The organism is Rubripirellula lacrimiformis (assembly GCF_007741535.1).
Taxonomy (GTDB): domain Bacteria; phylum Planctomycetota; class Planctomycetia; order Pirellulales; family Pirellulaceae; genus Rubripirellula; species Rubripirellula lacrimiformis.
The window spans coordinates 4,332,900-4,354,626 of record NZ_CP036525.1 but is presented as its reverse complement, the minus strand read 5'-3'; the positions used below and the strand labels follow the sequence as shown (position 1 = coordinate 4,354,626).

Sequence of the window (21,727 nt, the reverse complement as noted above, 5' to 3'; positions counted from 1 at the left end):
TGGCGGTAACACGCCGGACGGCTTGATCGGCTACTGGTAGTCGAACTGAAGCGTCATCTGGGCGGCTTGATCCGCGACCGCGCGAACCCAGCAGGCGGAAAACTCGGGTGCGAAACGATGAACCGCTTGGGCGCCTGGTTCGACGACGATGCTGTGATAATCCACCCACAAACCGGTCCCATCCAGGTCGACCTGGATCTTGACGGTCACTGGCTGGTCACTGGTGTGCGAAAGGGTCGCGGTCTTTTGATCGTAGCCCTTCATCAGATAGGGATCCGAAGGCACGCCCGATTCGACGGTCGTGTCCCACCAAGGGCCGCCCCGTCCGACCGGTTTGCCGAGTTTCCAAAGGTCGTCAATCCCGCCAAACCAAAGACCGGTGCCTTGTGCCGAGTCGCGGTACACGTGCCCGTCGGCTTTCGCATCTGGCCGGACTCCGCACAGAACCAGCAAACCGTTCCAAGAACAGAAGTCCGTGATCTGTTTCGTGTGGCTGGAAACAGGCCGCATCAGATTCCAAGCGGGCGGGGCGCCGTTGGTCACCAGTGGCAATTCGTAAAAAGTGCCGTGGATATTGGCCAAGTGCCGTTCGGATTCGACTTCCCTGGATGCACGTGGCCAGCCCGATGCGAACGGTTGGTCATAGGCAGGATCGCCCTTGGGCAGTCGCCATCGTTTGCCCTTGTATTGCAGAATCACCGATGCTTCGTCGACGGTGAACTCGGGTTCGATCCGCAACAGATCGGCGAGTTCTTTGTCAGCTGGATCGGATTCGAATTCAAAACCTGACTTCGTAAAGTCAAAGTGGCGATCATCGGTCGTGATCACTCGCAAGTTGCGATTGCGTTTGGCGGGGTAGACAACACAGCCCAGTGTTTCTTCGCCTACGCCTGCGATCCCCGCAAACAACGCTTGGTTGTCCGCCGCGCGGCCGTCGATCATCCGGCTTGTCGTTTGGTGCAGGATGGCCGTCGCCACGCAATCGCGATCGGTTTGGAAACGTAACCACACGGCATCCAAATCCGGTGGAAGAATCTTGTTGGTGGCACCGTCGCCGACCATTTCGATCGTGTCGAAATCCGTCCAGACACCATTGCCGTTTTGGTCGATTTGCAAGGTCACACGAGTCGGCGTTGCGGAGGCCGAATGAGATGCGGTGTCAGCCATTGGCCTGGTCAAGGTCGCGTCGCCTCGAACCGTAATTTTTGGCGTTTTGTTCTTGGGATCTGCGATTTGATCGGACGTCCCATCGATGTTCTTCACAAAGGCCATGTGTGGTACCGCGAACGCACCTTCGTGATGCGGCACCCGATGGCTAGGCACGGTCACTACCGACCCGGCGGGGAAATCACACGCATAGATCCGGTCGTCAGCGTTTTTGGTCCATGTCAAAGAGAGGTCAGTCAGTTTCCACATCGGCGGAAGCGACGCGCTGCCGCGTCCATCGACGGCCAGATAGACCGTGGCGGGTTCGCGGAGCACGAACTCGAAACCTTTGGCCGGTTCGTGCCAATCACCGCGTTTGACCGTGACCCGTGGCAGCGACGCCAACTGTGCGGGCAGCCTTGTGATCGGCAATTGATCGGTTGATCGCAACGCGGTATTTTCGTCCGGGTGCAAGGTCCCAATCGCAAGGTGCAGGATGCGTCGGTCAAAGCCCGCTACCAAGAACGGATCGGAAGGCGTATTGGCGGTGACATCGTCGTTGACCCAAGGGCCACCATAGCCACTGGCGGGGCCCCAATTTTTCAAGTCTTCGTAGCTGCCAAACCAGAGGTTGCTTTGCGGTTGTCCCGCCAAGGGATTGCCTTGGATGCTGGTCTCATCGGTCGCCAAAACCAACTTGCCGTTCCAAGCACAGAAGTCGGGAACGTAACGCAGGTGACTGCCAATCGGCTTGATTCCGGCCGAATGGGTGCTGCAGAACGTCTTGGGGAAATCGAAGAACATCCCGTGCATGTCCATCATCCAACGGCCTTCGGTGATCTCTCGAATCCGCGGCCATTCGGTATACCAACCATGGCTGGCGTCATTGCAGTAGGCCGCTTTGGGCAACAGGTAAGTATGCCATTTTCCGTGGTCGAGCACTTTTAAACGAACGCTGCGACGATCCCAGCCCATCGTCCAGACGAGGTCATCGCCATCACTGCCGCCCGTGATTCCTTGGGGGCCAGTGACTTCGGTGAACTGCCGTCTTTCGACGATCTTCCAGTTCGTGCCGTCGAACTCCGCCAACACGCCACGTTCCTCCGGTGTCTTGGCTTTTCCGCCCACCAGCACGTCGCCGTAGTCACCGACGTGCAGTTCGCCGTTGTTGGAAATGATCAATCGACCTTGGGATGTATAGCCGCCTTTGCCGTGCCAACCAGGCACCGGTTTTTTGAACAATCGCTTCACCGCAAGCGTGTGCACGTTGGCTTCCCAAATCGATCCCTCCATGTCGATGTAGTAAACCATGTTGGTGGGATCTTTTAGGTGCCGAGCGATCGCGGTGACTCGAATCGGCATGTCCTTGGGCTGAATCGTACGAACGTTCCCCTGGGCATCGATCAAATGATGAGCGATCAGTAGTTGGTTGGATTCAGCGTGAATCATTCGCCCGGCTGGCGTACCACCAACGCTTTCGGGATGCACCGTCATCGGCCGGGTCAGATCTGGATCGACCGAGAACAGTTTGTGCTCGCTTCCGGATGGTTGATGAGGGGCGTAGTTCACCATCCACAACTTGCCCGCCCAAGGCACGATCGCTCCGATACCGCACTCGCGATGCCCTTCTTTGTAATGGCCACCGTTCTGGCTGTAGATTCCATACGTGGTCAGGTGCGGATAGACGCCGCTGATCTGGATGTCGGTGCGAACGGCAGGGGGCGTCGTCGCAGCGACCACGGACATGGTTGGCGAATTCGCTGGACCATCCGATGTTGCCTGGGTCGCGGCTTGATGGTCCGGCACTGCATCGGCGAAGCAGGATGCCGATCCGCACACCAGGCCAACCACCACCGCAATGATGCATCGGAATCCGCGTTGCAACCGACGCGACAGGATCCGTTCTCGACAGACTGGCATTTCAAGGGCTCGATGGGGTTTCGTTGGAATGCCCTTGGAAGTGCCGATCGAGACGATATCGATAAAGCAAAAAAAGAGCGGTGCCAAAACGTTCCTGACGACCACCGGATCAGTTCCAGCATGGAAGCCGGAACCTTCACCACACCATCACCCGTGCCCACCATTCCAGGTGCGGACCAGGCGGGCCCAATCGGACATTGGACTCCTGGCGTGACGGCATCGTCACTTGTGTCGGTCGCAGACGCGACATGGATCATGCCGCATGTGAAACCTGTTCCGTACAGCCAGACGCTACTTCTGTAGCTGGACGGATTTCGATTCACCGCCAACCTGGGCGTCTTTGACGACAACGGTATCGGCTTGATGTTGACCAGCTTTGACCGTAAACGTTCTGCCCCTGGGGGCTCCCGGAGCAAACTTGTTCCCGTTCACACGCACCGTGTACAGAACCTCGCCGTCGGCGGAATCCACCACTTGGATCACGGGCGAATCGACGTCAAAGGTCAGTTCGCCAAGCTTTCCCCAAGACGGAGGATTGTAGTTGTCGAATTGAGAAATCGTGCGTGGCCAACCCGGATACTGCTTGGCTGCCGGATCCGTCACGTCCACGTTCCGCGGCCAGCATTCCATGGTGATGTCACGCGTCTTCGTGTTCAGTCGAACGATGCCGAAACCCGCGGCGCGAGTGTTCAGCAGGTTGCCCGCCGGCATCTTCTCGGGATTGGCCGCGGCATAGTTGGTCACCTTGTTGGCGAATCCATCCAACGAGTCGCCCGTGTATTCCGGACTGTTGGGCTCGCGATTCATTCCTGGCTGTAGCGGTTCCCACCAACGCAGATAAAGGTTGGCGATCGAAGGCACGCAAAACGACCAGATCGAATCGCGATACTCGTCGACGCCGTGATGAAAGATGGTGGCCAAGTGTTGGTCGCCAGCGTAGTGAAACGCGAACGCTTTTCGCAGTGCTTTCAACGCGTTGTTCCGGCCCGTTTGCGGCCAGCCGTTCGAATCCATATCGGCGTGCAGGCGACCGTTGGCCGTCCCGTGAATGTGTGCACCGCCACAGAAGATCGTGGCCGATAACGCCACCTTCATTTTTGCGTCGTCCCAGTCTTGGGCCCAACGATCGATAAAATCAAGCTGTCGCTGTCCAAGCAGAATCGCCCCTTCGACATCGACACTCGCAGGATCGTAGTCCGGGTTGCGGATATGGTCCGGGCGGGGTCCCTGTTTAGGAACTCGGCCGGCGGGCCCTGTCTTGAACTTCCGATCTTCTAGAACGGCGAAGTCGACGTTGCCCCAATTCAGATTCGTGAAATAGACACCGATGCCTTGCCCCACTTTGCGGGGATCGACCGGGTCGGGCAGATGGCTGGTCTGCGCACGTTCGACTTCCTGGACGTACACACCGGGCTGCGAATAGCCACCGTCGGCCGCACCGCTTAGCGTCGAAATCTTGCCGCTTTCGCCCCACAGGTTCGGTTGACCGGCATCGTGGTCATCGGGCAGACAAACAGTGGGACGATCTTTGATGATGTCGCGGAAATCACGGCCGAACTTCAACCATGCGGCGTAGTGCCGGTTGTGGTCATAGACTTGGTCGCCCGAAAAGAACAGCACGTCGGCGTCGACCGCTTTGACGTTGTCAATCAGGTCCTGACGCGAAATGTCGCCGCCGTGAGCGGGATGGATCGAGTTGCCGGTGAACCCCGCGACAACAATCTCGTCCTTGTCGATCGGGTTGCGGCGGATTGTGCCTTCGAACTTCGCTTCGGGCCCATGCAGCACTCGATATTTCGCTGCTTGCGTGTCGTCCCAGTTTTCAACTCGGAACGGTGCCGTCCATCCCTGCGGGATCACACTGGTCTGTGCGACTTCCACCCATTTGCCGTCCTTTTCGACTTCCAAGCGGACCGTTTTGGCGTCGCTGGATTCCAAGGGATACAGTTGGGCGGTCAGTTTTAGCGTGTTGTCGCTGACAGTGTACAACGCGAAACAGATGACCTCGCTGCGTTTCACTTCCGGGATCGTCAGATCGGCACGACCGGGCCGTTTTCGGGCTTTCTGCTGAGCCAAAACCGGTGTCGCCGCGAAGAACATCAACAGGCCACAGACAGCCCATTGTTTGCATTTGTTCAGTATCATCAATCGTTCGCCTTTGATTCGTAGTTTTTCGTTTCGTCCTACAGCAGCGGCTGTCCATCGGGTGACAGCAAGCCTGGACGAACCAGTAGTGTAGACGCAGATCCGCCCTTTGGCAGCCGCTTGCTCGAATCCACGTCCTGAAGACTGGATTCCGTCTGCAAATCGGCAACCACCACGGCATCGATCGCGTGCTTCGGTTGCCGCCAGATCATCCACAGGTACAGCGGAACCAGAAAATGGGGCGCTCGCAGAACGGCTTCGTGCAAATACTGATCAGCCCCCCAGTAGTTCAGCCCCCACGACATCCCGGCCACCGGCCTAGCAGCCGCGGTTAGGAATCCCCAGACGACCGCATACCAAACACATGCGTGTCGCAGGTAGGGGACAAAGATTCCGACGCAAACGACAAAATCGAGCACTCCGGCTACTCGCAAGAGTGTCTGGGCCGTCGAATACTCGACTCCCAAAATCACCGACGTCATCGCATAGAAGTTCGCCGGTGTCGGCCAAATCCCAAGTGCATAGCTGCCATGACCAGCAAACGTCATCACCACCGCCACCATCGCGATTGACACTGTTACCCGATGCCGCGCTCCGAGCGCCAATGCCGAAACAAGCAAGATCGGAATCAGCATCTGGCTGCCGTGTTCAACAAACATCGGCAGTTGCCGAAGCGCCGCGACGTACTTGGCATAACACAGCCACATCAGCAACCCACTGCCCAACAGCAAGCCGCACATTTGAATGCGTGACTTTCGGCGGACCGTTAGCGTCAGAACAACGCAGACCAAGTACAGCCACCAGATCCGGGCGATCCACTTTTGCACGAACCCGTCGTCTGCGCCGGTTCCTACGAATTCGTCCCAACTGATGCCAAGCCGCGTCGCCATCTGGAAGGTCGAGTCCTGCCACAGCAACACGCCATACGGTGCCTCCCAGTAATAGTGCACCCAAGTCCAGCCGCCGAAACAAAGCAGCGCTCCCAAGCGGAGACATAGGATCGGTAGGAAATCTTGTTTCGGTTCGTTCACGGTGAAGCCAAATGGGGACGCTGACTTGTCGGTTGGGCGCGGCCCATTCTATGGCGTCGGATTTCGCCTGCAAAGCGAGCGAGATTTCATGGACCCCATCCCGTAGCGCAAGTCGCCAAGACTTTCGGTCATTCCCCCATCCCGTAGCGCAAGTCGCCAAGACTTTCGGTCATTCCACGCCCTAGTCCAAACCACTCGACTCGTTGCCGACTAAATGATTCGTTCAGGCAATAGCCTAAGCTACGTGCCCAAGAACCGGGCCCAAGAACCGGGCCCGTCGCCCAACCGGCTCAAATTCAAAACAGAACTCAAGCAACGGCCATTCTATGGCGAGCGGCGCTACAGCAACCCGCCCAAACGGAGTGAGCCGCGACGCGTAAGCGGCCGGGAATTCCGCAATGACCGTGACCTCATGGCCAGCGACTCACCATTGCCGTTGGCCATAGACGCGACCGCAGTCCCTCTAGAACGTGGACGAATGAATGCTCCACCGCGTTGCCCAGAGAACGCCAGAACTTCCGCCTGCTTGCACGCAAGATTCTCAATTGCAAATCTGCTCAACTCGCGTCCTCGGGGCGTGAAACGAATCCCCGCCACTTTGGCGCTACGCGATCGTCGAAGGTGGATCGAGGCGGTATCGCGATCCAAACAGAAACACACCCGCGAACGCCGCGAACAGCAACAACATCGAGACGATGTCTGCCGGTGTAATCAAGGCCGCAAGTGCGGCACACGCAACGATCGCAACACCCACACGATGGTGTCGGTGGTTACGGGCGTAGAGCAACGCAACAGGAATTGCCAGCACGGCTAGCAACAACAATTCAATCGCACCAAGTGAAAACGGCATCAGAGAGTTCTCCAGCAACAAGGAATGGATGGAAGTCTCGCCGAAAGCACTCCGTCGGCAACTGCCACGAATGTGAAGCGAAGTACCCATTTTCGTTGTCTTGACGGACAGTGTCAAGAGAGCCGAAGCGTATCTGATCGGGCACACGCGTCCGCGTCAGAAGTACCGCGGCGAAGCAGTGCACTGGTGCCAGCAACGATCAGCGGGCACATCGACCGCCATGGTCTTCCGGTTCTAGCAAGACCGCGAATCAATGAGTGTTGATTCGCGGCGACGAGTGTTCCAATCGGACAGAACACAAATCTTCGTTAGCAACGAGCGATCAGAGGGCCGTAACGGAACGTGGAAATCGATCAAGCAACAATCAAGCCGTTTAACGTTCCATTGCGTATCGTCGGACAGCAAGAACGATGAAATTTGGCGAGTCGGCAGAAAAGTCCTTGGGATGGCCAATCCGCCCTGAATACCGACTCTGGTGCAATTCTTAGTTCTCCGCCGTTCGGATTGTGAACGATTTAAGTCAAGCGATCCCAGGCCAGACGCGTTGAGCGAGATCGAAAAGTAATTTGCGTTCTTGATACGGAAAGGTCGTCGAAAGTCTTGCGTCAGGGTTGGGGCCATCAATGAACAGTTTAACATCAACGGTATATCGATCGTCCGATGGTTGTCCGTCGCCCGTTGCCGGACCATAGAATTGCTCAGCCGAATCGACGCGAAACCGTCCTGTACCTTCCAAAAAGTTTCGAACGGATTCAAAATCAATCGAAGCCGATTTGGCCTCCGTCAGGGTGGACTCGCCGTTGATGGAAGAATTGCCCTTTGGTGGCCATTCGACGACAACTCGTATCTCGCTTTGTCCATTTTCGGCCGTGCCAGCGAAGTACTGAATGTCAACAGTCGCGGATGTTGGTCGGACCGACGGTTGGGTTGGAACAACGGGCGGCGAGTTTGGATTGTTGGATTTGATCGGGATGGTGATCCCGTTCGTACGTGACAATGACGGATCAGGGTTGTGAAGCCGTCTGGCGTCTTCCAATGACGTCGGGTGTCCAGCGAGCGTTGTCCAACGCATGGCTCAAAGTCAACGGACTGTATACCTCGAAGAGAGATGGAGCGAGCTTGCTCCGCTAAGACGAACCGCCTAGTGCCGATCCGCATGCTAGGTGGTGTGGGAGGGTCCCGGTGCAATCCGGGCCCTATCCCGATCACACTGGTTATCCGTCGTTGGGGCGGTCCAGCAAGTCGATCCAACAGTCTGGCAGCGCATCCCGCAGTCGTTCCAACCCAAATCGCGTAATTCGCGTTTGTTTAACATGAATTTGCGAAAGAGAACGCATAGAACAAAGTGTATCAACCGAATCGTCGGATATTAGCGATCCCCGAACAGATATGTGAGATAGTGAGCAGTCGCGAGCTAGGGCTAAACCGTCGTCGTCAATTGGGCAGTACGGCACACCAATTCGCTTGACGGATGAAGGATTCTGCAGCGATCGAAAAAAGGAGCCAGTCAGTTGCTCGTTTCCCTGGTACGTGATGTAATCAAGTGACGGATGCGAAAGCAACTCAGCCATGCCGCAATCCGAAATTCCCGCCTCAGTCGCTGGGTGGTTAAGCGCCGTGAAGAACTTAAGGTTCACCAAAGCAAGAACGAGGTGGGTGTGCTGGTCGGTAAGTTTGTCCCCAACGTAGAGTTTTACGATGTTTCCGGAATCGTTGATTGCGAAGCGACCTGTAAGGTCGTCAAGCTGCTGAGCAGCTTCTGCCTCGTGTTGCAAAGGCGTGAAGTCTCTGAGCTTGAGACGGTCACGGGCAATCGTCATTGGAGTGCTCACATCATTCAGATAACGTTGACAATCAGCCGGCGGCGACGGAAGATCAACCACTTCAAAACGCCCGACTTCGCTGCTCGGGTGCAGCGTAGGGTGCGCCGCATTGCAGCCGATACACGCACCGCAGTGCCAAAGACATTGTATAGAGCATAGCAATCGCATCTACCGCCAGCAAATCGAGTCGCAACCGAGCGTGCCGACACGGCAATGGGACTCAGCTAACGACACGCAAATCAAGTTCGTCGGGCTCAAGTTGTCGAATGATTGTGCCTGCCGGTGCGTTTGAAGATTCGAGCAACTTCAGTATGTGCGGCATGAAGCGATCAACATCCGAAGTCTCGAACACGAAATGGCAACTCTCGACCACGCCCGGCGAGGCGTAGGTTCCGCCTCCGACGACATCACCATCATCCAATTCATCGAAAATGTCACAGAGCGGCAGTTCGTACCGTTCGCCGCGATCAATCGGCCCTAGTGAAACGGGGATGACGATCTCAAGTACGAACGGCACGTCAATCATCAACTGGACCGGGAAGTTGCAATATCAACGATCGGCGTCAAGCAAATCTGGCGGCGAACGTTGCCCGTCACCGGGACGGGAGTAAAAAGTGAACCATTGTCAAATCGCTCGCAAGCCCGGATCCGGTGCACGGGCGGGTGTGCGGCAAACACTGGAGGGGAATCGGGATGCAACTCGCGTGAATGCCAGATGAATCAGTCATCGCCCCAGATACACTTCCGCATCCTCGGTCCCTTTCGTGATGCATACAGAAAAATGGTCACCAAATACGTTGCGTTTACCATCGAAGTGCACCCACCACCGTTGCCGATCACGAAAATCTTCGTAGACAGCGATTGGGGTGTTGTATTCGTCAAGTCGAAACCCTTCTTCGGCTGCAGTTGTCTTCGCCATCAAGAGTGCGTCTCCTGAAGTTGATGGGAATTTTACGGAGTTTACGGCGGGAGGTAGTTGCTGCGGAGGTGCGCATCCCACAAGCATGAACAGAGCGACGAGTATCGAAGTAGGTAAGAAACGGTGATGATGCATGCTAGGTCGGCGAATGGTTTCGATCACCCGGTCGCCGCGAGAGATCTTCCTTTGTCAAAACGTCCGGCTCGGCGACTCGGGTGCATCGGGTGATACGCCGCTTTAGTCTGGCGGAGAAGGGTTCGTCGCATCCACACGGACATTGGGGAGGAGGCGACGTAGTTTAGCAAGTCCTTCTGCACTGATGTCGGTGTAATCGAGGAATACAAGCTGCTGTTTTGGAAGTTCAGCTAACGGTGCGAAGTCAAGTTTGTGATCGATATCAATACAGATGGCACGTTGTCGAAGGCTGTGCAAATCCGTGATCGGAGACAAGTCGGTCACCTCCATGTTGTCGAGCACCACGGTGTCGACTGTATCAAAGAAGTCGATGCCGACGGCGTTGATGAGCCATTCGGGGGCGGGAAGCGAAGCGTTGTGGTTCCATTGATCGGTCAGCGCACCGTATTTGTACGAGAAGATCACGTGGCCGTTTTGAGAGGCTACCCATTCGCGTCCGCGTTTCTGCTCAATTGCACGTCGGATCGGAAGTGCCATGAGCACTGCCATCACAGCCGTCGCGATCAAAAGTGTTCGTAACGAAAAGCGTTTCATAGACGAGGGAGGCTTGAGCCATCAGTCGGCGAACGTCAGTGATCAGCGGGTCGGGAGAGTTGACTGGCCATTGGTGAAATCTTGCATGCCCGACTCCGTTGAATGTACGCCCAGCATGGGCGTGATCTTATCGGGTGCCATCCATCATTGGATCAGTCCCGTGTGTAGTTCCAGTTATTTCGAGAAGGGAGTCATCCTACCAGATGAATAGCTCGTAAGAATTCAACACGAGGTGAGGACAACTTCGTGATCTTCGCCAAGTCTGATGCTGCTGCGCATCGTGCGTACGCGAACGTTGAGCGATTTCTGACGCTGACGTTGAAACTGCAAGTCAATCGTGACAAGAGCAGCGTCTGTAAGACGCAATCGCTTGAGTACGTCGGCTACGAATTCCGTGGCTTTGGCGGTCAGTTTCGCGTGAGTCGCAAGAAGCTCAAAGCATTCAAACAGCGTGCCTCGGAGATCTTTCGTAGAAACCGAGGCATCTCGATGATGAAGCGTTTCACAGAGTTCCGTTCTTACGCGATCGGTTGGCTTGGGTATTTCCAACTCGATTGTCACGGGGCGCTTGAAAAGGGACCACCTGTGGGCGCCTAAAACGCCCCCACCCAAATGGATAACGCAAGCCAATTCGTTTTTTGGATTTACAGCCCGTTGCCCCGTCCTCGGGGCTTTAAATCCGAAGAACGAATTTGCGGACACACCTCAAATTGGTGGGGGCACGAAAAGCGCCCATTGCTGGTCCCATCGAGGCGCCCCGTGACACGATCAAGTCAATACAACTTTCAGTACGCTCGACAAGTGGCTTCGGCGACGTGTCCGAGCTTGTTACTGGAAGCAGTGGAGGAAGTCGATCACTCGGCTCCGTAAACTGATATCGTTAGGTTTGTCGTATGCGGATGCTCGACCGTTCGCCATGAGCAGCAAAGGCCCGTGGCGTCTCTCCACCACGTCCGGCGTCCAACGCGCGTTGTCGAACGGTTACCTAGAAAGTGAGGGCTTACTGAGTCTTGAAGAACGTTGGTGCAAGCTTGCATCCAATCGGCGAGTCGCCTAGTGCGGAACCGCATGCTATGTGATGTGGGAGGGCCCCCGGAGCAATCCGGGGCCCTATCCCGATTGCGATGGTTATCGCAAGAACCCTCTCGCCGAATGTTCTACATTTGCTACGGCTTACGAAAAGCTGACGAACTTGAGTTTAATAGGTCTGCTAAGAGAACGTAAGTGAATGCGGAGCCAAAAAGTAGCTTGCCGATGGTAGAGCCAACGTGTCGCATCATGTACGGGGCAGACAGGTCAATGAAAAACATTTGAACCAGGGCGAGCAATCCAACGAGTGTTAGGTACATCCAGCATCCCACGGAGAACTGGTAGCCTTTCCTTGTTCCTTGCCACAGCAGAATGCCTCCGGCAAGTCCACGGAAACCTCGAAAAACAATCGTTGTCGTTAAAAGAGAAATCGTCACCAGGCTCGGGGGCGAAGCGAAAGCAAGTACAGCGACGGCAATTGCTCCGAAGACGCCAATGATACCCTGAAGCATGGTTAAGGCAGCAATGAATTTTCGTGGCCGAAGCGAACCCGTATTTGACGCATCCCGAAAAGAGATCTGTTGCGCGCGGTGGGCACTAGAAATGCCAGTAAGAAGATCGTCGCGAGGTGCGTTAACGAAGGGGTGCCCGCAGTCCCTGCAATTCATCGCGTCTTGACGGAGGGTTACCCTCCCGCATTCCGTGCATTTCATTTGTCGTTAAACGCTCATGAAGCCCCAAGGATCACTAAGGCTTGTGGTTTGAGTTGAGAAGTGTCGGTGCGATAACGTTACCGATCAACCGGCGGCGACGATTGATCATCCACTTGAAAACGCCCGATTTCGCCGTTCGGGTGCATCGGATGGTTCGCCTGCTTCTTCCTACGCTTCAAAACCAGCCGCACCTCACCGTCGGTTGGATTGTCGTCGAATGATGAAGGCGGGCGGAAGTCGCGGAAATGTTGTCCCTCGACGCCTTGCCCACAGTATTTCAGGGCAAGATGAAGCTCCTCGTCGGTCCATTTGTAAATTCCGACAAACCAGAAGACCATAATCTGATTGTCGACGTCAAGAATGTCGTCAAGATTCTGTGCACCGCGTCTTTGAAGTTCACGGTACGGATTTTCTTTTTCGTCTTTGGGGACTCTAAACTCAAACGGTCGGCGGAGGTCTTTAGCGACGGCAGCACCGCTCAGCGTAAACCTCTCGCCGTTAACGTTAGCGAAGATCTCTGCTGGCTTCTCCGTGCTCTCCGTGTGCGTTTGCGTCGTAGCGACCACCCAATCGCCTTGGAACTTCGAGTACCTCTTTGGAATTTCAGTGGACTTTGGCTCCTGTCCAAATCCGGTGCACGTTGACGTCAGAAGGAGTGCGATTGCTGCAAGTCTCATCTGAGGATTTCTGTGGGGGAACGCCCGACGTCACCGGGGACGGCGGTTTGATTGTCCATTTGCAAACGCCACATGCCGTCCTCCGGTGGACGTCATGGGTATCAGACTTACAACGCTGCGCTTCGGGGTGGCTCTGGAGGAACAATGCTTTGGGTTTTAGTTGCAAGTGATGTTTCGTTTCGCGAAAATCAAAGTGCACGGACCGGGTCGTGGAGGCCGTCTGCGGATTGGTGCGTTTAGCCCGCTGGTTATCTTGGCCCTGCTCGACTCTTGACGTTGGCATTGATGGCAGTTTGATTTGCTTGCGCATCTCAACACGACCTCGTTGGAGAACCTAAACAGCAATATGTCGAGTACGCCCGGTCCGTGCCTTTTCCCAAGTTCCTTTACGTTTGGCGCTCAGGAGATTCCATTATGTCACGCAAGAAAAGCAAAAACAAGCAAGGTGTCAGCGGCAACAAGAAGCCTCTCCAGCTTCGCAGAGCGACAGCAAGGCCACAAACCAGTCAACGTGTTGGCCTGCCTGTCGACAACGCGCCACCGCCGATCGAATCGCTCAAGCAAGTCAACGTGAATGCCGCGGGGATCGATATCGCAGCGAATGTCCATTTCGTTGCCGTCCCCAAAGATCGTGACGCGGAGAATCAGGTCCGAAGCTTTGGAGCTTTCACCGCAGATCTCGATGCGATTGCCGATTGGCTTACGGAGTGCCGAATCGAAACGGTTGCGATGGAGTCCACCGGCGTCTACTGGATCCCGCTGTTCGAAGTCCTCGAGCGGCGCGGCTTTGAAGTGATCTTGGTCGAGCCGAGTCAAGTCAAGAAGTTTCGACGTAAGACCGACGTTCTGGATAGCCAATGGATTCAAACGTTGCACACGTTCGGACTGCTCACTGGATCGTTTCGGCCCGCAGATCGTATCATCGTCCTGCGCAGCTACATGCGGCAACGTGAGATGCTCGTCAAGAGTTCCGCTCAGCACATCCAGCATATGCAGAAAGCAATGGAACAGATGAACTTAAAGCTCACCGAAGTGATAAGCGACATTCTCGGTGCGACGGGAACAGCGATCATCGATGCCATTCTAGCAGGCGAGCGTGATCCGCATCAGCTTGCCAAACTGCGAAACGAAAAGTGCAAGAACGACGAAGCGACGATTGCCTTAGCGCTGCAGGGCAACTGGCGAGACGAGCACCTCTTCTCATTACGCCAAGCCGTGGACTTGTATCGTTACTATCACAAGAAGATCGTCGAAGTCGATCTTGAAATCGAAGCGTACATGCGACAATTCGATGACCATTCGGACGGGCAACCATTGGCCAAACCGCCTCGCGCCAAACAGCGTAGCAAGACAACGAACGAACCGAAGTTTGACACTCGCACGATCCTTTACCAAATGCTGGGTGTCGACCTGACCAGCATCGATGGCATTGGCGCTCATTCGGCTCTTCAGATCGTTTCGGAGATTGGGACTGATGTGAATGCGTTCCCGACGGAGAAGCATTTCGTCAGTTGGCTGAGTCTTTGCCCAGAAGCCAACAAGTCAGGTGGCAAGAAGCAGAAGAAAGGCAAAAGCCCGACCCATCGCAGTAGCAATCGAGTCGCGCAAACATTTCGCGTTTGTGCACAGACCTTGATTCAATCGAAGTGCGCGTTAGGCGCCTTCGGCCGGCGACTGCGCGGGCGCGACGGTGCGGCCAGTGCAATCACGGCCATCGCTCGCAAATTGGCAATCATTGTCTACACGATGATCCAGACAGGCAGGCCGTACAAAGACGTCGGAGCAGAGGCTTACAACAGTCGATTTCAGGACAAGCTGGTGGCAAGCCTGCGTCGCCGAGCCATTGAATTAGGCTACGACCTGCAGCCGAACCTGGCGGCTTAGAGAGTCCTCAGGGCAAGCCAACACAGATCACTGCGCTACCGGTACGCGCCAGATCTTATAAATCGATTCGAAACGCGGCTTGACACTGCACCGGAGTCTCCGAAATGCGTCTCAAGCAAAGAGGCTGCGCTCAAAACCCGCAAACAATCACCCGTCTGATGCGGGGTGAGCAGGTGGTGTTCCTGGAGATCCGCTTTCAAGGACCCGGTCATCGCAAGTTTTCAGGAAAACGAGCCAAGCGTTCAAATCCTCAAGTTCACACCACACATCAAGCGTCATGGGTTGCGAATCGAAAGTTTCTTCAGATGAGAAGTATAGTGATGCAGGGCAATTGTTGCGAGCCAATTCGCAGCAGAGCTTTCGCCGTTCGCCAGAATCGTTAGGGACCTGCGGCAAGACATAGGTTGCATGGCTTATGTCGCCAATTGCGGCAAGCCTCGCGAGGTGATGCGATTGAGCTTCGAGCCCATTGCCGAACAAGTTTAGCAAAGTTCCATCGAGATTACCATTTAGAATTTCTTCTTGCGCCGACCGCAGCCTAAAACGGTGGTACCCACGACGCGCCGAGGTGGCAATGGGAAACGCGAATCCAAGAACAAAAACCGCTACAAGCAGGAACAGTACTATGCGTTTCATTGCCCTACGCAAAGCTTAGTGGGATAACGAATTGCGATCTATCCTTCGGCCAGGCGTGAAAGACCCCAGTGTTGCATGTTGGGGTTGCCGCATGGCTGACGGATAGATCGTGCGCTGAACTTTGTCGCCGCACTGGGGGCAGCACAGCGGACGCAGGCCAAGACGACCGGCCTGTCAAATTGAGTCTACCAGATACGACTGGGGGTAGCCGAAATCGCCCGTAAATCCTGCCAGCGGCAACTGAACCATGGCGATTGGCTTCCGCTCGATTCCCTCTGCACTTTCTACCTGGGTTTCCAGGTACCAATCGTAAAAATCGGTACCATTGCTTTCTGTCCAGAGACGACGATGCGACTCCCGCTGCCGGTCGGCGTACCACCCCGGGCAGCGATCGTCCTCTCGCCAAAAGATCTCTGCCCATGAAGGCTTCGGCGTATCTTGGACCAGTTCTATCCGGTCGCTGCCGCAGTGCTCGCACACTTGGTCTGGCGACTGGGCGAACGCTTCCTTGGACGAGTCAGCTGATGGTTCTCCAAGTCGCCATCCCTCCACTGCCTCCAGTTGCTCGCGGCAACGATCCTGGTAGAGAAACCGTAGCGCGCAGACCGCTTGGTTGAAGGTGCTGTAGGCGACCTTCTTTTGTTGGATCAGGTAAAGCTGGAAGGTTCTAACGTCTTCGACGGTTGCTCGGCCCAGCGGCTTGGCGATGAAGGCAGCGAAGCGTCGAGCGTGATAGGTGTAGGCGTCGATCGTAGACTGGGCCAAGTTGCGAATGATCATGTCCTCGGCCATTCGCCGGATGAGTTCGCAGGGATGCTTTTGGTGGGGAGTCATGGTGTATGCGTGAAAGCAGGATTGGAACGTTGCACGCCGAGAAATCGGAGTGCGGAAGTGTTCCACAATGCTTGCAGATCCCAAAAGCGCAAGCCCCATTTAACCGTAACGTTCGCCACAACCGAACCCGTGCCCGAAGGCTTCCGGACGGACCAGAAACACCGCCCGCGACCAACAAGAGACTCAGCAGGCAACCTTCCGGAACGGTCGCCGACCGACAGCGTCCGCAGGACGCCACCGAGACCAGATGGCAGCAGGCACGACACACGTGCGCCAAGAAAACGCGACGATCACCCAGCTGAATCAAGTTGGCATGGATGCCAACTCACCTTCACGCATGGATGCGTGCCACCACGTCAACCACCAACAACAAACACGCCGCGACTCCCCACTGCACCGGAGCCCACTCGATTAAGTTCAACGTTACGGATCACGTGGTCGCCGCGAGTGACGTACCACTTCAAACAGCTCAACACGGCGACTCACGTGCATCCGATAGTTCATCGTTTACGGTGGGCGACGGTGAGCACATCCAACGCCCGCTGCCAGTGTATCCGATTCAAACCAGCCATCGCAAATCCCTACCTTGGCGGCCGGCACCAAGGCGTTGGTTGCGAGCATTGTGTTGCGCGGAGTCCACCCCCAAGTGTTGGTTGTCAGCATTGATGTCAACGGGCGTTGAATCCCCTATCACAGTCGGTCCGAGCAGCCAAGTAGAGAACGATGACTTCAAATGCGAACCACAGGCGACCCATGTCGCACTCCACCAGTTGGGCCGCGTTTCAGTCCATGCTCGCCAGCAGTGAGAAAGAGGTTGACCACGAAAAACGCGAAGCACACGAATGGCAGCACGTTCATTTGCTGGACGTTGGAATCATCATCTGATCCGATGAACGCTACCCGTAACCGGGTCGCGTCGAAAAGTTTACCATCGCCAAAACGCTTGACACGCGACTCCGGTTCACGGGATTGTTATTCGCGGATTTTGTCACGCAGTCGTTCGATGCACCGCAATACGGAAGTCCGATTTTTGGCACTTGTCATCCACCGTGGAAGCCGACTGGCCATTGTCCCATTTCGGCAGCCGTGTGCGTAGTCTGGCTTGCGATCTCGATGTGATGCCGAAACATAGGACTCGAGGTAAGCAAGGTGTTGCAGATTGTGGGCCCACAGAGTATCACCGCAGCACGGAATTTGAAGCCAAAGTGGAAAGTCGAAATACCAATCGCCGCCCTGCAATTTTCGTGAGCCATAGAGTTTCCCTCGGCTCTTTGTGTAGCCGCACCACGGACACACCATGCGAGCGGTTGTGCTTGCATCTTCCTGCACTGGTGATGTGGAGGCGCATTTACCACAACGAGGGCATTCAACAAGAAAGTGGTCCGTGAACGACCAAACGGTGCTGCCGTCGTCGATGTGGCGATCAGTCTTCATCGTTTCTCAAATCGAATAACGATTGCGTTGACCGGGCCGCCGCCAATCGACATTGACTTCACAAAAAACGCGATCGGCGGCTCCGCGTCCAACGCTTTGTTCTGCAACTCAGTCCATTTCCCATTGAACACAATCTGGCCTCTGTACCGACGCCAGCAGTTCCCGGTCGCCCTTCGCTATTGGGTGGTGAGCGTGGAGTGGAGGTGCATTTGAAGGCTGGTCGAGTTGTCGTGGCCTGCTGCGATGGTGATTTCGTGCCTTCGGAACTGACGTCCCACGCTCGTGGGGCGTCCCTAACGACAAATCGGAGTGAGAGTGCTCGGCTGGGCGCGTGCGTCACCAGTGCTGAGGCCAAAATCGACGTTTTAGACCGCTGAGGTTACGCTACTTCTGGCCGATCTTATCCACGAGGCGGCGGAACACCCATCGCCGATCCACTGAGCATCGCTTGCCAAAGTTCGGCAAACGATTCAAACACGAAGTGATTCACATGGCTGCGAAGCTTTTCCCACAACGCTCGGCGACTCTTGAACTTCTCCTGCACCGAGGCAAACAGCGGACAGCATGCTTGCTGTACTTGGTCAACCATGAACGCTAAAAACATCAGCAGCATCAGTACCGTTGATAGGTTTTGCTTTCCATGACCGTAGTTGTGTTCAAAGTGATAGCCTTGATTCTTGAGCGTATTAAACGTCTCATTCTCAATCCGCCAGCGACTACGACCTCCCGCGGTGAATTTCGATAGCAGCGAACGATCTAACGTGACGTTCGTCACCCAACTGAATCGCTTGCTCACTTCGCCGCTATCGTTGTCGTATTCAAAGTGCTGCAGAAAATTCACTCGCAGAGATTGATTCGACGCATTGAGCGCCAGGTCACTGACGTACTGGGTCTCGCTTTGGATGACGCGGTTACCGATCGGGTCAACCCGTGTGAGTGTTTCGATTCGGTCTTCGTCGCCCGCAGCAATCACTTGATCGAACAAGTGAGCGTGGTCACCCGGTTTTGCACCGAGCAAGTAACTCATCTTCAGATCTTTCAGGTCGGCGATGTGCGGAGCGTTGCTGGCCAGTCCGTCTTCGACCACGATCAGCTTGATCTTCGGATAGAGCAAGCGAATTCGCCTCAATAGGCGTCGTGTCGCATTGCGTTCGCAATCGTTTTTGGTTTCTCCGTCTTGTTTGACGATGGGTTCGATTGCCAGTGGGATGACGACTTTCTGGTCGGGATGAACGAGCACCGCGGCAACCGCTTGATGCACATACTGAATCTTGCCACCACTGGTTTTACGTTCCAAGCACTCGGGGCAATGGATCTTTGAGGAACAGAAGTATCCAGTGCCATCGATCGCTAGCAGGTAATGATTGTTGTGGAACGCGAACTCTCGCAGGACGTTCCCGCGTTGAAGTTCGTGGAAGATGTCTGCAAAGGCTTCGTTGAGATGACTTGTATCGATACCATCAAGGATCTCTCGCATGGACGTATCGCTGGGAATAGCGTCGATCCCGAAGAGTCGTTTGATGGCAGGTTCGCCGGACCGTTCTTCAAAAGCTAACAGTGATGGGTCTTTGAGTGAGAACATCGCAAACGCAGCCAAGAGAGTATCCACCATTGGATAAACCGTCCCGGATTGTTCCCGCGCGTCGGGGACCGATTGAAATCTCCGGCGTAACGTATCGATGAGTGCATCAGCGCAAAGGAATCGCCGCAACTTGGGGAACGGGGGCGCCGGACGGGTCATGATCGATCGCCTTGGACGAGAGCGAAAGCCGTCCATTGGAGCGTCAACCCCCGGCTCCAATCAAGGCTTCATCCAATCGCGACACGCTAGCAAATCACCACACCGTATTTTACGGGATTTAGCCAACCGCCGGGAACTGCTGTACCGACGCGAGGAACAGGCATATTGCTCGAATTGCATCTTCCTTTGCGATCGTTTGACTCGCAATGCATTCACTATGGTGACCTTGGAGGTAGTAGGTCACGATGTAGTCAGAGGCATCTTGATTGGCAGCAACGGTGTGGAAGGAGCCGACACATCCCTGTTCATGATAGTCTGCGGGAAGCCAATCGAGACACCAACGGTCGCCAGCGATGACGACAACCATCTCCTGTCCGTTAGGTTTAGCGATCACGACTGCAAGGCCGTTATCAGGTGTTGTGCCCAAGCCTATCTCAAGCAGACGATCGATGACGACACCCGTAGCGGGAAAGCTTTCGGCTGTCCGGTCCGCGTGCCAACATAGCGTAATGTCATCAGTCATCGTGTGTTGCAGAACAGTTGACATCACCGCGGCCGCCGGGGTTGATGTGTTAGTAAGCTAGACCGACTCGGCGGCTCCGGTGCATGTCTGGGTTCCCTCTAATTCGATCAAGCGAGCCCAATGTCAGTTCAAACCTATTTCTCGTTCTGGTTTGTCGATTCTCCAGAATGTCTGCTAGGCAATCGTATCCAGCGATACACGGAAATCATCGCCATCGCCACACTCAAAGACGCTGCGATCCAACCTAGTCGCTCATGTGTCAGTAAAGACCATGGGAACTCGGGTTCTGCCACATATCGCGCATACCGACGTGGCGTTCCAGTGGCAGGCGCTGGAGTTGTCGTGAAGTACAGTCCAGCGACGATACAAAGTAGGGTTCCAATAAAGGCTACGGCTATACCGCTACGATCCCTGCCAGTCGCTTGCGGTGCTGCGGTAGTTTGGGTAGCGGGTTCGTAAGGATTCATGCTTTGAGAGGGAACGCTACGCATCAGCGGGCCGGCGCAATACGCGTTGATTTCAAAACCGACCCGACCGCCGGCTCCGTTGCATGCGATCGTTATCCGCTATTCTTGTTCTCCGGCGGCAGGAGAGCTTGTCGGTTTGTTCATCGGAACAAGGTAATACCACTGACCAAAATAGTTGATTTCTTGCCAGTTGTCCGGTACTTCGCCACGAGGCGGTGGTTCTGGGAGCGGTTTTTGACCGGGAGAAGCAGATGACCATAATACCTGGGGCGGAAACCAGTAAATCGAACGCATACGTGTAGGCCTTCCGACAGGGCTCGTGGCTGGATGCGTCCAGTCGGGATGAACATCGGAATTCTTCTGTAGGTTTTCCTGACCTTCGGATTGCGGACCGACGTTTCCATCAGATTCAAGTTCTTTTACGCGCTGCTCAAGCTTCTCGAGCCGAGTTTGCAATTCGGCAATATCAGGAGTCTCGTTGGTCGGTGTGTTGTTCGCACCTTGCCCAAGGCAGCAAGATGAAAGGAGTAGGAGACAGACAACGGTCAATGTGCATCGCATTTTCACTGGTTCCTTCGAGCTCACGATTCGTTAGGATGTGTGTCGTTCAACAAGTGATTTCAGTCGGGTAACGTCCAGAATTTCCGGCCGTCGCGTGTGCATCAACTATTGCCAAAACGCGTTGTCGAAAGCTCCGGTGCATCCGTTGGAGACTTGCAAGTTTGGGACGGCGATTGGCATTCGAGGGTATCAAAAGATCGCGCCAAGTATAGCGAACGTGAGCAGCCCGAGCGAGATGAGCAGCGGTCCAGCCGGCAGAGCACGACCGAAGCCGGTCGATATCCGAATCGCCAATAGCGAAGACAGAACCGATGTCACCCACGTGACAATGGCAACCAGGCTGAGCATTGAACGCAGGGATGGATCATTGCGCACAGTGACGCCGTCAACGCCTATTCCGCTGTAGCCGGAAAGCAGTTGTGCGTAGACGCATCCAATCGTCACGAGCAACATGGTAACCGCAAGCAGCGTTAGAGCAGCTGAGTACCGAGTCATGGGTTTAATTCAGTCGGATAACGTTCGCGATAACCGGGTGGCCGCGGTTGATTTCCCACTTGAAAACGCGATGTCGGCCACTCCGCGTTCATCGCTTGGTTCAAGTAAGCCGCTATCGCGGCGGGATTTTGGTGAGGTGGAATTGATGAGGGAGTTGAGGTTTCGCTGAA

Annotated in this window: 20 protein-coding genes and 1 pseudogene; 5 read left to right on the top strand and 16 right to left on the bottom strand. The window is 55.3% G+C overall.

All coding sequences use genetic code 11. The annotated features are described in order from the left end of the window. Positions 1–30 precede the first annotated feature (30 nt). The gene (locus K227x_RS15155) at positions 31–3,066 is read right to left on the bottom strand and encodes a hypothetical protein (RefSeq protein WP_246145823.1); all 3,036 of its coding nucleotides are present in this window, start codon (positions 3,064–3,066) and stop codon (positions 31–33) included. 153 nt (positions 3,067–3,219) lie between these two features. Between K227x_RS15155 and K227x_RS15150 the strand changes: the two genes are divergently transcribed. Next, positions 3,220–3,369, top strand: coding sequence for a hypothetical protein (locus K227x_RS15150; RefSeq protein WP_218933272.1), 150 nt, complete (start codon positions 3,220–3,222; stop codon positions 3,367–3,369). Here the strand turns inward: K227x_RS15150 and K227x_RS15145 are convergent. The 8 genes from K227x_RS15145 to K227x_RS15110 all read right to left on the bottom strand — a co-directional run bounded on the left by K227x_RS15145 (position 3,358) and on the right by K227x_RS15110 (position 10,563). Further along, complete coding sequence (locus K227x_RS15145; RefSeq protein WP_246145822.1) at positions 3,358–5,211, bottom strand: hypothetical protein; 1,854 nt, start codon at positions 5,209–5,211, stop codon at positions 3,358–3,360. The genes K227x_RS15150 and K227x_RS15145 overlap by 12 nt on opposite strands. Positions 5,212–5,249: 38 nt before the next feature. Further along, positions 5,250–6,242 (bottom strand): hypothetical protein, encoded by a 993-nt coding sequence (locus K227x_RS15140; protein WP_246145821.1) that lies wholly within the window; start codon positions 6,240–6,242, stop codon positions 5,250–5,252. 604 nt (positions 6,243–6,846) lie between these two features. Then, the gene (locus K227x_RS15135; RefSeq protein WP_145170707.1) at positions 6,847–7,092 is read right to left on the bottom strand and encodes a hypothetical protein; all 246 of its coding nucleotides are present in this window, start codon (positions 7,090–7,092) and stop codon (positions 6,847–6,849) included. A gap of 520 nt (positions 7,093–7,612) precedes the next feature. Then, positions 7,613–8,089: a hypothetical protein gene (locus K227x_RS15130; protein WP_218933271.1), complete on the bottom strand. Its 477-nt coding sequence runs from the start codon at positions 8,087–8,089 to the stop codon at positions 7,613–7,615. Positions 8,090–8,306: 217 nt separating this feature from the next. After that, complete coding sequence (locus K227x_RS15125; RefSeq protein ID WP_145170703.1) at positions 8,307–8,912, bottom strand: hypothetical protein; 606 nt, start codon at positions 8,910–8,912, stop codon at positions 8,307–8,309. 223 nt (positions 8,913–9,135) lie between these two features. After that, positions 9,136–9,441 carry a hypothetical protein gene (locus tag K227x_RS15120; RefSeq protein ID WP_218933270.1) on the bottom strand — a complete coding sequence of 102 codons (306 nt, stop codon included), beginning with the start codon at positions 9,439–9,441 and terminating at the stop codon, positions 9,136–9,138. Positions 9,442–9,639: 198 nt separating this feature from the next. After that, positions 9,640–9,834 (bottom strand): hypothetical protein, encoded by a 195-nt coding sequence (locus K227x_RS15115; protein WP_145170699.1) that lies wholly within the window; start codon positions 9,832–9,834, stop codon positions 9,640–9,642. Positions 9,835–10,071: 237 nt separating this feature from the next. Further along, positions 10,072–10,563 (bottom strand): hypothetical protein, encoded by a 492-nt coding sequence (locus K227x_RS15110; RefSeq protein WP_145170698.1) that lies wholly within the window; start codon positions 10,561–10,563, stop codon positions 10,072–10,074. 246 nt (positions 10,564–10,809) lie between these two features. Between K227x_RS15110 and K227x_RS15105 the strand changes: the two genes are divergently transcribed. Together K227x_RS15105 and K227x_RS31605 are read left to right on the top strand one after the other, a co-directional pair. Then, positions 10,810–11,160, top strand: a complete 351-nt coding sequence (locus K227x_RS15105) for a hypothetical protein (RefSeq protein ID WP_145170696.1) — start codon at positions 10,810–10,812, stop codon at positions 11,158–11,160. 187 nt (positions 11,161–11,347) lie between these two features. Then, a pseudogene (locus K227x_RS31605) lies at positions 11,348–11,620 on the top strand (RNA-directed DNA polymerase (Reverse transcriptase)); the annotation flags it as partial. 109 nt (positions 11,621–11,729) lie between these two features. Here K227x_RS31605 and K227x_RS30605 read toward each other — a convergent pair. Together K227x_RS30605 and K227x_RS15095 are read right to left on the bottom strand one after the other, a co-directional pair. Further along, positions 11,730–12,104 (bottom strand): hypothetical protein, encoded by a 375-nt coding sequence (locus K227x_RS30605; RefSeq protein WP_218933269.1) that lies wholly within the window; start codon positions 12,102–12,104, stop codon positions 11,730–11,732. Positions 12,105–12,382: 278 nt separating this feature from the next. After that, positions 12,383–12,982, bottom strand: coding sequence for a hypothetical protein (locus K227x_RS15095; protein WP_145170694.1), 600 nt, complete (start codon positions 12,980–12,982; stop codon positions 12,383–12,385). A gap of 414 nt (positions 12,983–13,396) precedes the next feature. Here K227x_RS15095 and K227x_RS15090 point away from each other — a divergent pair, with 414 nt between their 5' ends. Next, a complete protein-coding gene (locus tag K227x_RS15090) occupies positions 13,397–14,866 on the top strand; it encodes an IS110 family RNA-guided transposase (RefSeq protein WP_218933268.1) in 1,470 nt (489 codons plus the stop codon). A gap of 147 nt (positions 14,867–15,013) precedes the next feature. Here K227x_RS15090 and K227x_RS15085 read toward each other — a convergent pair whose 3' ends face one another. Together K227x_RS15085 and K227x_RS31180 are read right to left on the bottom strand one after the other, a co-directional pair. Next, positions 15,014–15,502 (bottom strand): hypothetical protein, encoded by a 489-nt coding sequence (locus K227x_RS15085; RefSeq protein WP_145170692.1) that lies wholly within the window; start codon positions 15,500–15,502, stop codon positions 15,014–15,016. A 174-nt stretch (positions 15,503–15,676) separates the two neighbouring features. Beyond that, the gene (locus K227x_RS31180) at positions 15,677–16,336 is read right to left on the bottom strand and encodes a site-specific integrase (protein ID WP_246145820.1); all 660 of its coding nucleotides are present in this window, start codon (positions 16,334–16,336) and stop codon (positions 15,677–15,679) included. 753 nt (positions 16,337–17,089) lie between these two features. Between K227x_RS31180 and K227x_RS31430 the strand changes: the two genes are divergently transcribed. Beyond that, positions 17,090–17,221: a hypothetical protein gene (locus K227x_RS31430; RefSeq protein ID WP_261343399.1), complete on the top strand. Its 132-nt coding sequence runs from the start codon at positions 17,090–17,092 to the stop codon at positions 17,219–17,221. Between the two features lie 949 nt (positions 17,222–18,170). On the opposite strand, the gene K227x_RS15075 is transcribed toward K227x_RS31430, so the two are convergent. The 3 genes from K227x_RS15075 to K227x_RS15065 form a co-directional block, all read right to left on the bottom strand. Further along, positions 18,171–19,382, bottom strand: coding sequence for a transposase (locus tag K227x_RS15075; RefSeq protein WP_218933267.1), 1,212 nt, complete (start codon positions 19,380–19,382; stop codon positions 18,171–18,173). Positions 19,383–19,629: 247 nt separating this feature from the next. Next, on the bottom strand, positions 19,630–20,034 hold the full coding sequence (locus tag K227x_RS15070; protein WP_145170690.1) for a hypothetical protein: 405 nt from the start codon (positions 20,032–20,034) through the stop codon (positions 19,630–19,632). Positions 20,035–20,600: 566 nt separating this feature from the next. After that, a complete protein-coding gene (locus K227x_RS15065) occupies positions 20,601–21,062 on the bottom strand; it encodes a hypothetical protein (RefSeq protein ID WP_218933266.1) in 462 nt (153 codons plus the stop codon). Between the last annotated feature and the right edge of the window lie 665 nt (positions 21,063–21,727).

Excerpts from the sequence above, each read along its gene's own strand:
- K227x_RS15095 (WP_145170694.1), bottom strand. The coding sequence starts at position 12,982 with ATGAGACTTGCAGCAATCGCACTCCTTCTGACGTCAACGTGCACCGGA.
- K227x_RS15145 (WP_246145822.1), bottom strand. The coding sequence starts at position 5,211 with ATGATACTGAACAAATGCAAACAATGGGCTGTCTGTGGCCTGTTGATG.
- K227x_RS15125 (WP_145170703.1), bottom strand. The coding sequence starts at position 8,912 with ATGACGATTGCCCGTGACCGTCTCAAGCTCAGAGACTTCACGCCTTTG.
- K227x_RS15110 (WP_145170698.1), bottom strand. The coding sequence starts at position 10,563 with ATGAAACGCTTTTCGTTACGAACACTTTTGATCGCGACGGCTGTGATG.
- K227x_RS15075 (WP_218933267.1), bottom strand. The coding sequence starts at position 19,382 with ATGGTGGATACTCTCTTGGCTGCGTTTGCGATGTTCTCACTCAAAGAC.
- K227x_RS30605 (WP_218933269.1), bottom strand. The coding sequence starts at position 12,104 with ATGCTTCAGGGTATCATTGGCGTCTTCGGAGCAATTGCCGTCGCTGTA.
- K227x_RS15090 (WP_218933268.1), top strand. The coding sequence starts at position 13,397 with ATGTCACGCAAGAAAAGCAAAAACAAGCAAGGTGTCAGCGGCAACAAG.
- K227x_RS31430 (WP_261343399.1), top strand. The coding sequence starts at position 17,090 with ATGTCGCACTCCACCAGTTGGGCCGCGTTTCAGTCCATGCTCGCCAGC.
- K227x_RS15155 (WP_246145823.1), bottom strand. The coding sequence starts at position 3,066 with ATGCCAGTCTGTCGAGAACGGATCCTGTCGCGTCGGTTGCAACGCGGA.
- K227x_RS15085 (WP_145170692.1), bottom strand. The coding sequence starts at position 15,502 with ATGAAACGCATAGTACTGTTCCTGCTTGTAGCGGTTTTTGTTCTTGGA.
- K227x_RS15135 (WP_145170707.1), bottom strand. The coding sequence starts at position 7,092 with ATGCCGTTTTCACTTGGTGCGATTGAATTGTTGTTGCTAGCCGTGCTG.
- K227x_RS31180 (WP_246145820.1), bottom strand. The coding sequence starts at position 16,336 with ATGACTCCCCACCAAAAGCATCCCTGCGAACTCATCCGGCGAATGGCC.
- K227x_RS15120 (WP_218933270.1), bottom strand. The coding sequence starts at position 9,441 with ATGATTGACGTGCCGTTCGTACTTGAGATCGTCATCCCCGTTTCACTA.
- K227x_RS15070 (WP_145170690.1), bottom strand. The coding sequence starts at position 20,034 with ATGACTGATGACATTACGCTATGTTGGCACGCGGACCGGACAGCCGAA.
- K227x_RS15065 (WP_218933266.1), bottom strand. The coding sequence starts at position 21,062 with ATGCGATGCACATTGACCGTTGTCTGTCTCCTACTCCTTTCATCTTGC.
- K227x_RS15115 (WP_145170699.1), bottom strand. The coding sequence starts at position 9,834 with ATGGCGAAGACAACTGCAGCCGAAGAAGGGTTTCGACTTGACGAATAC.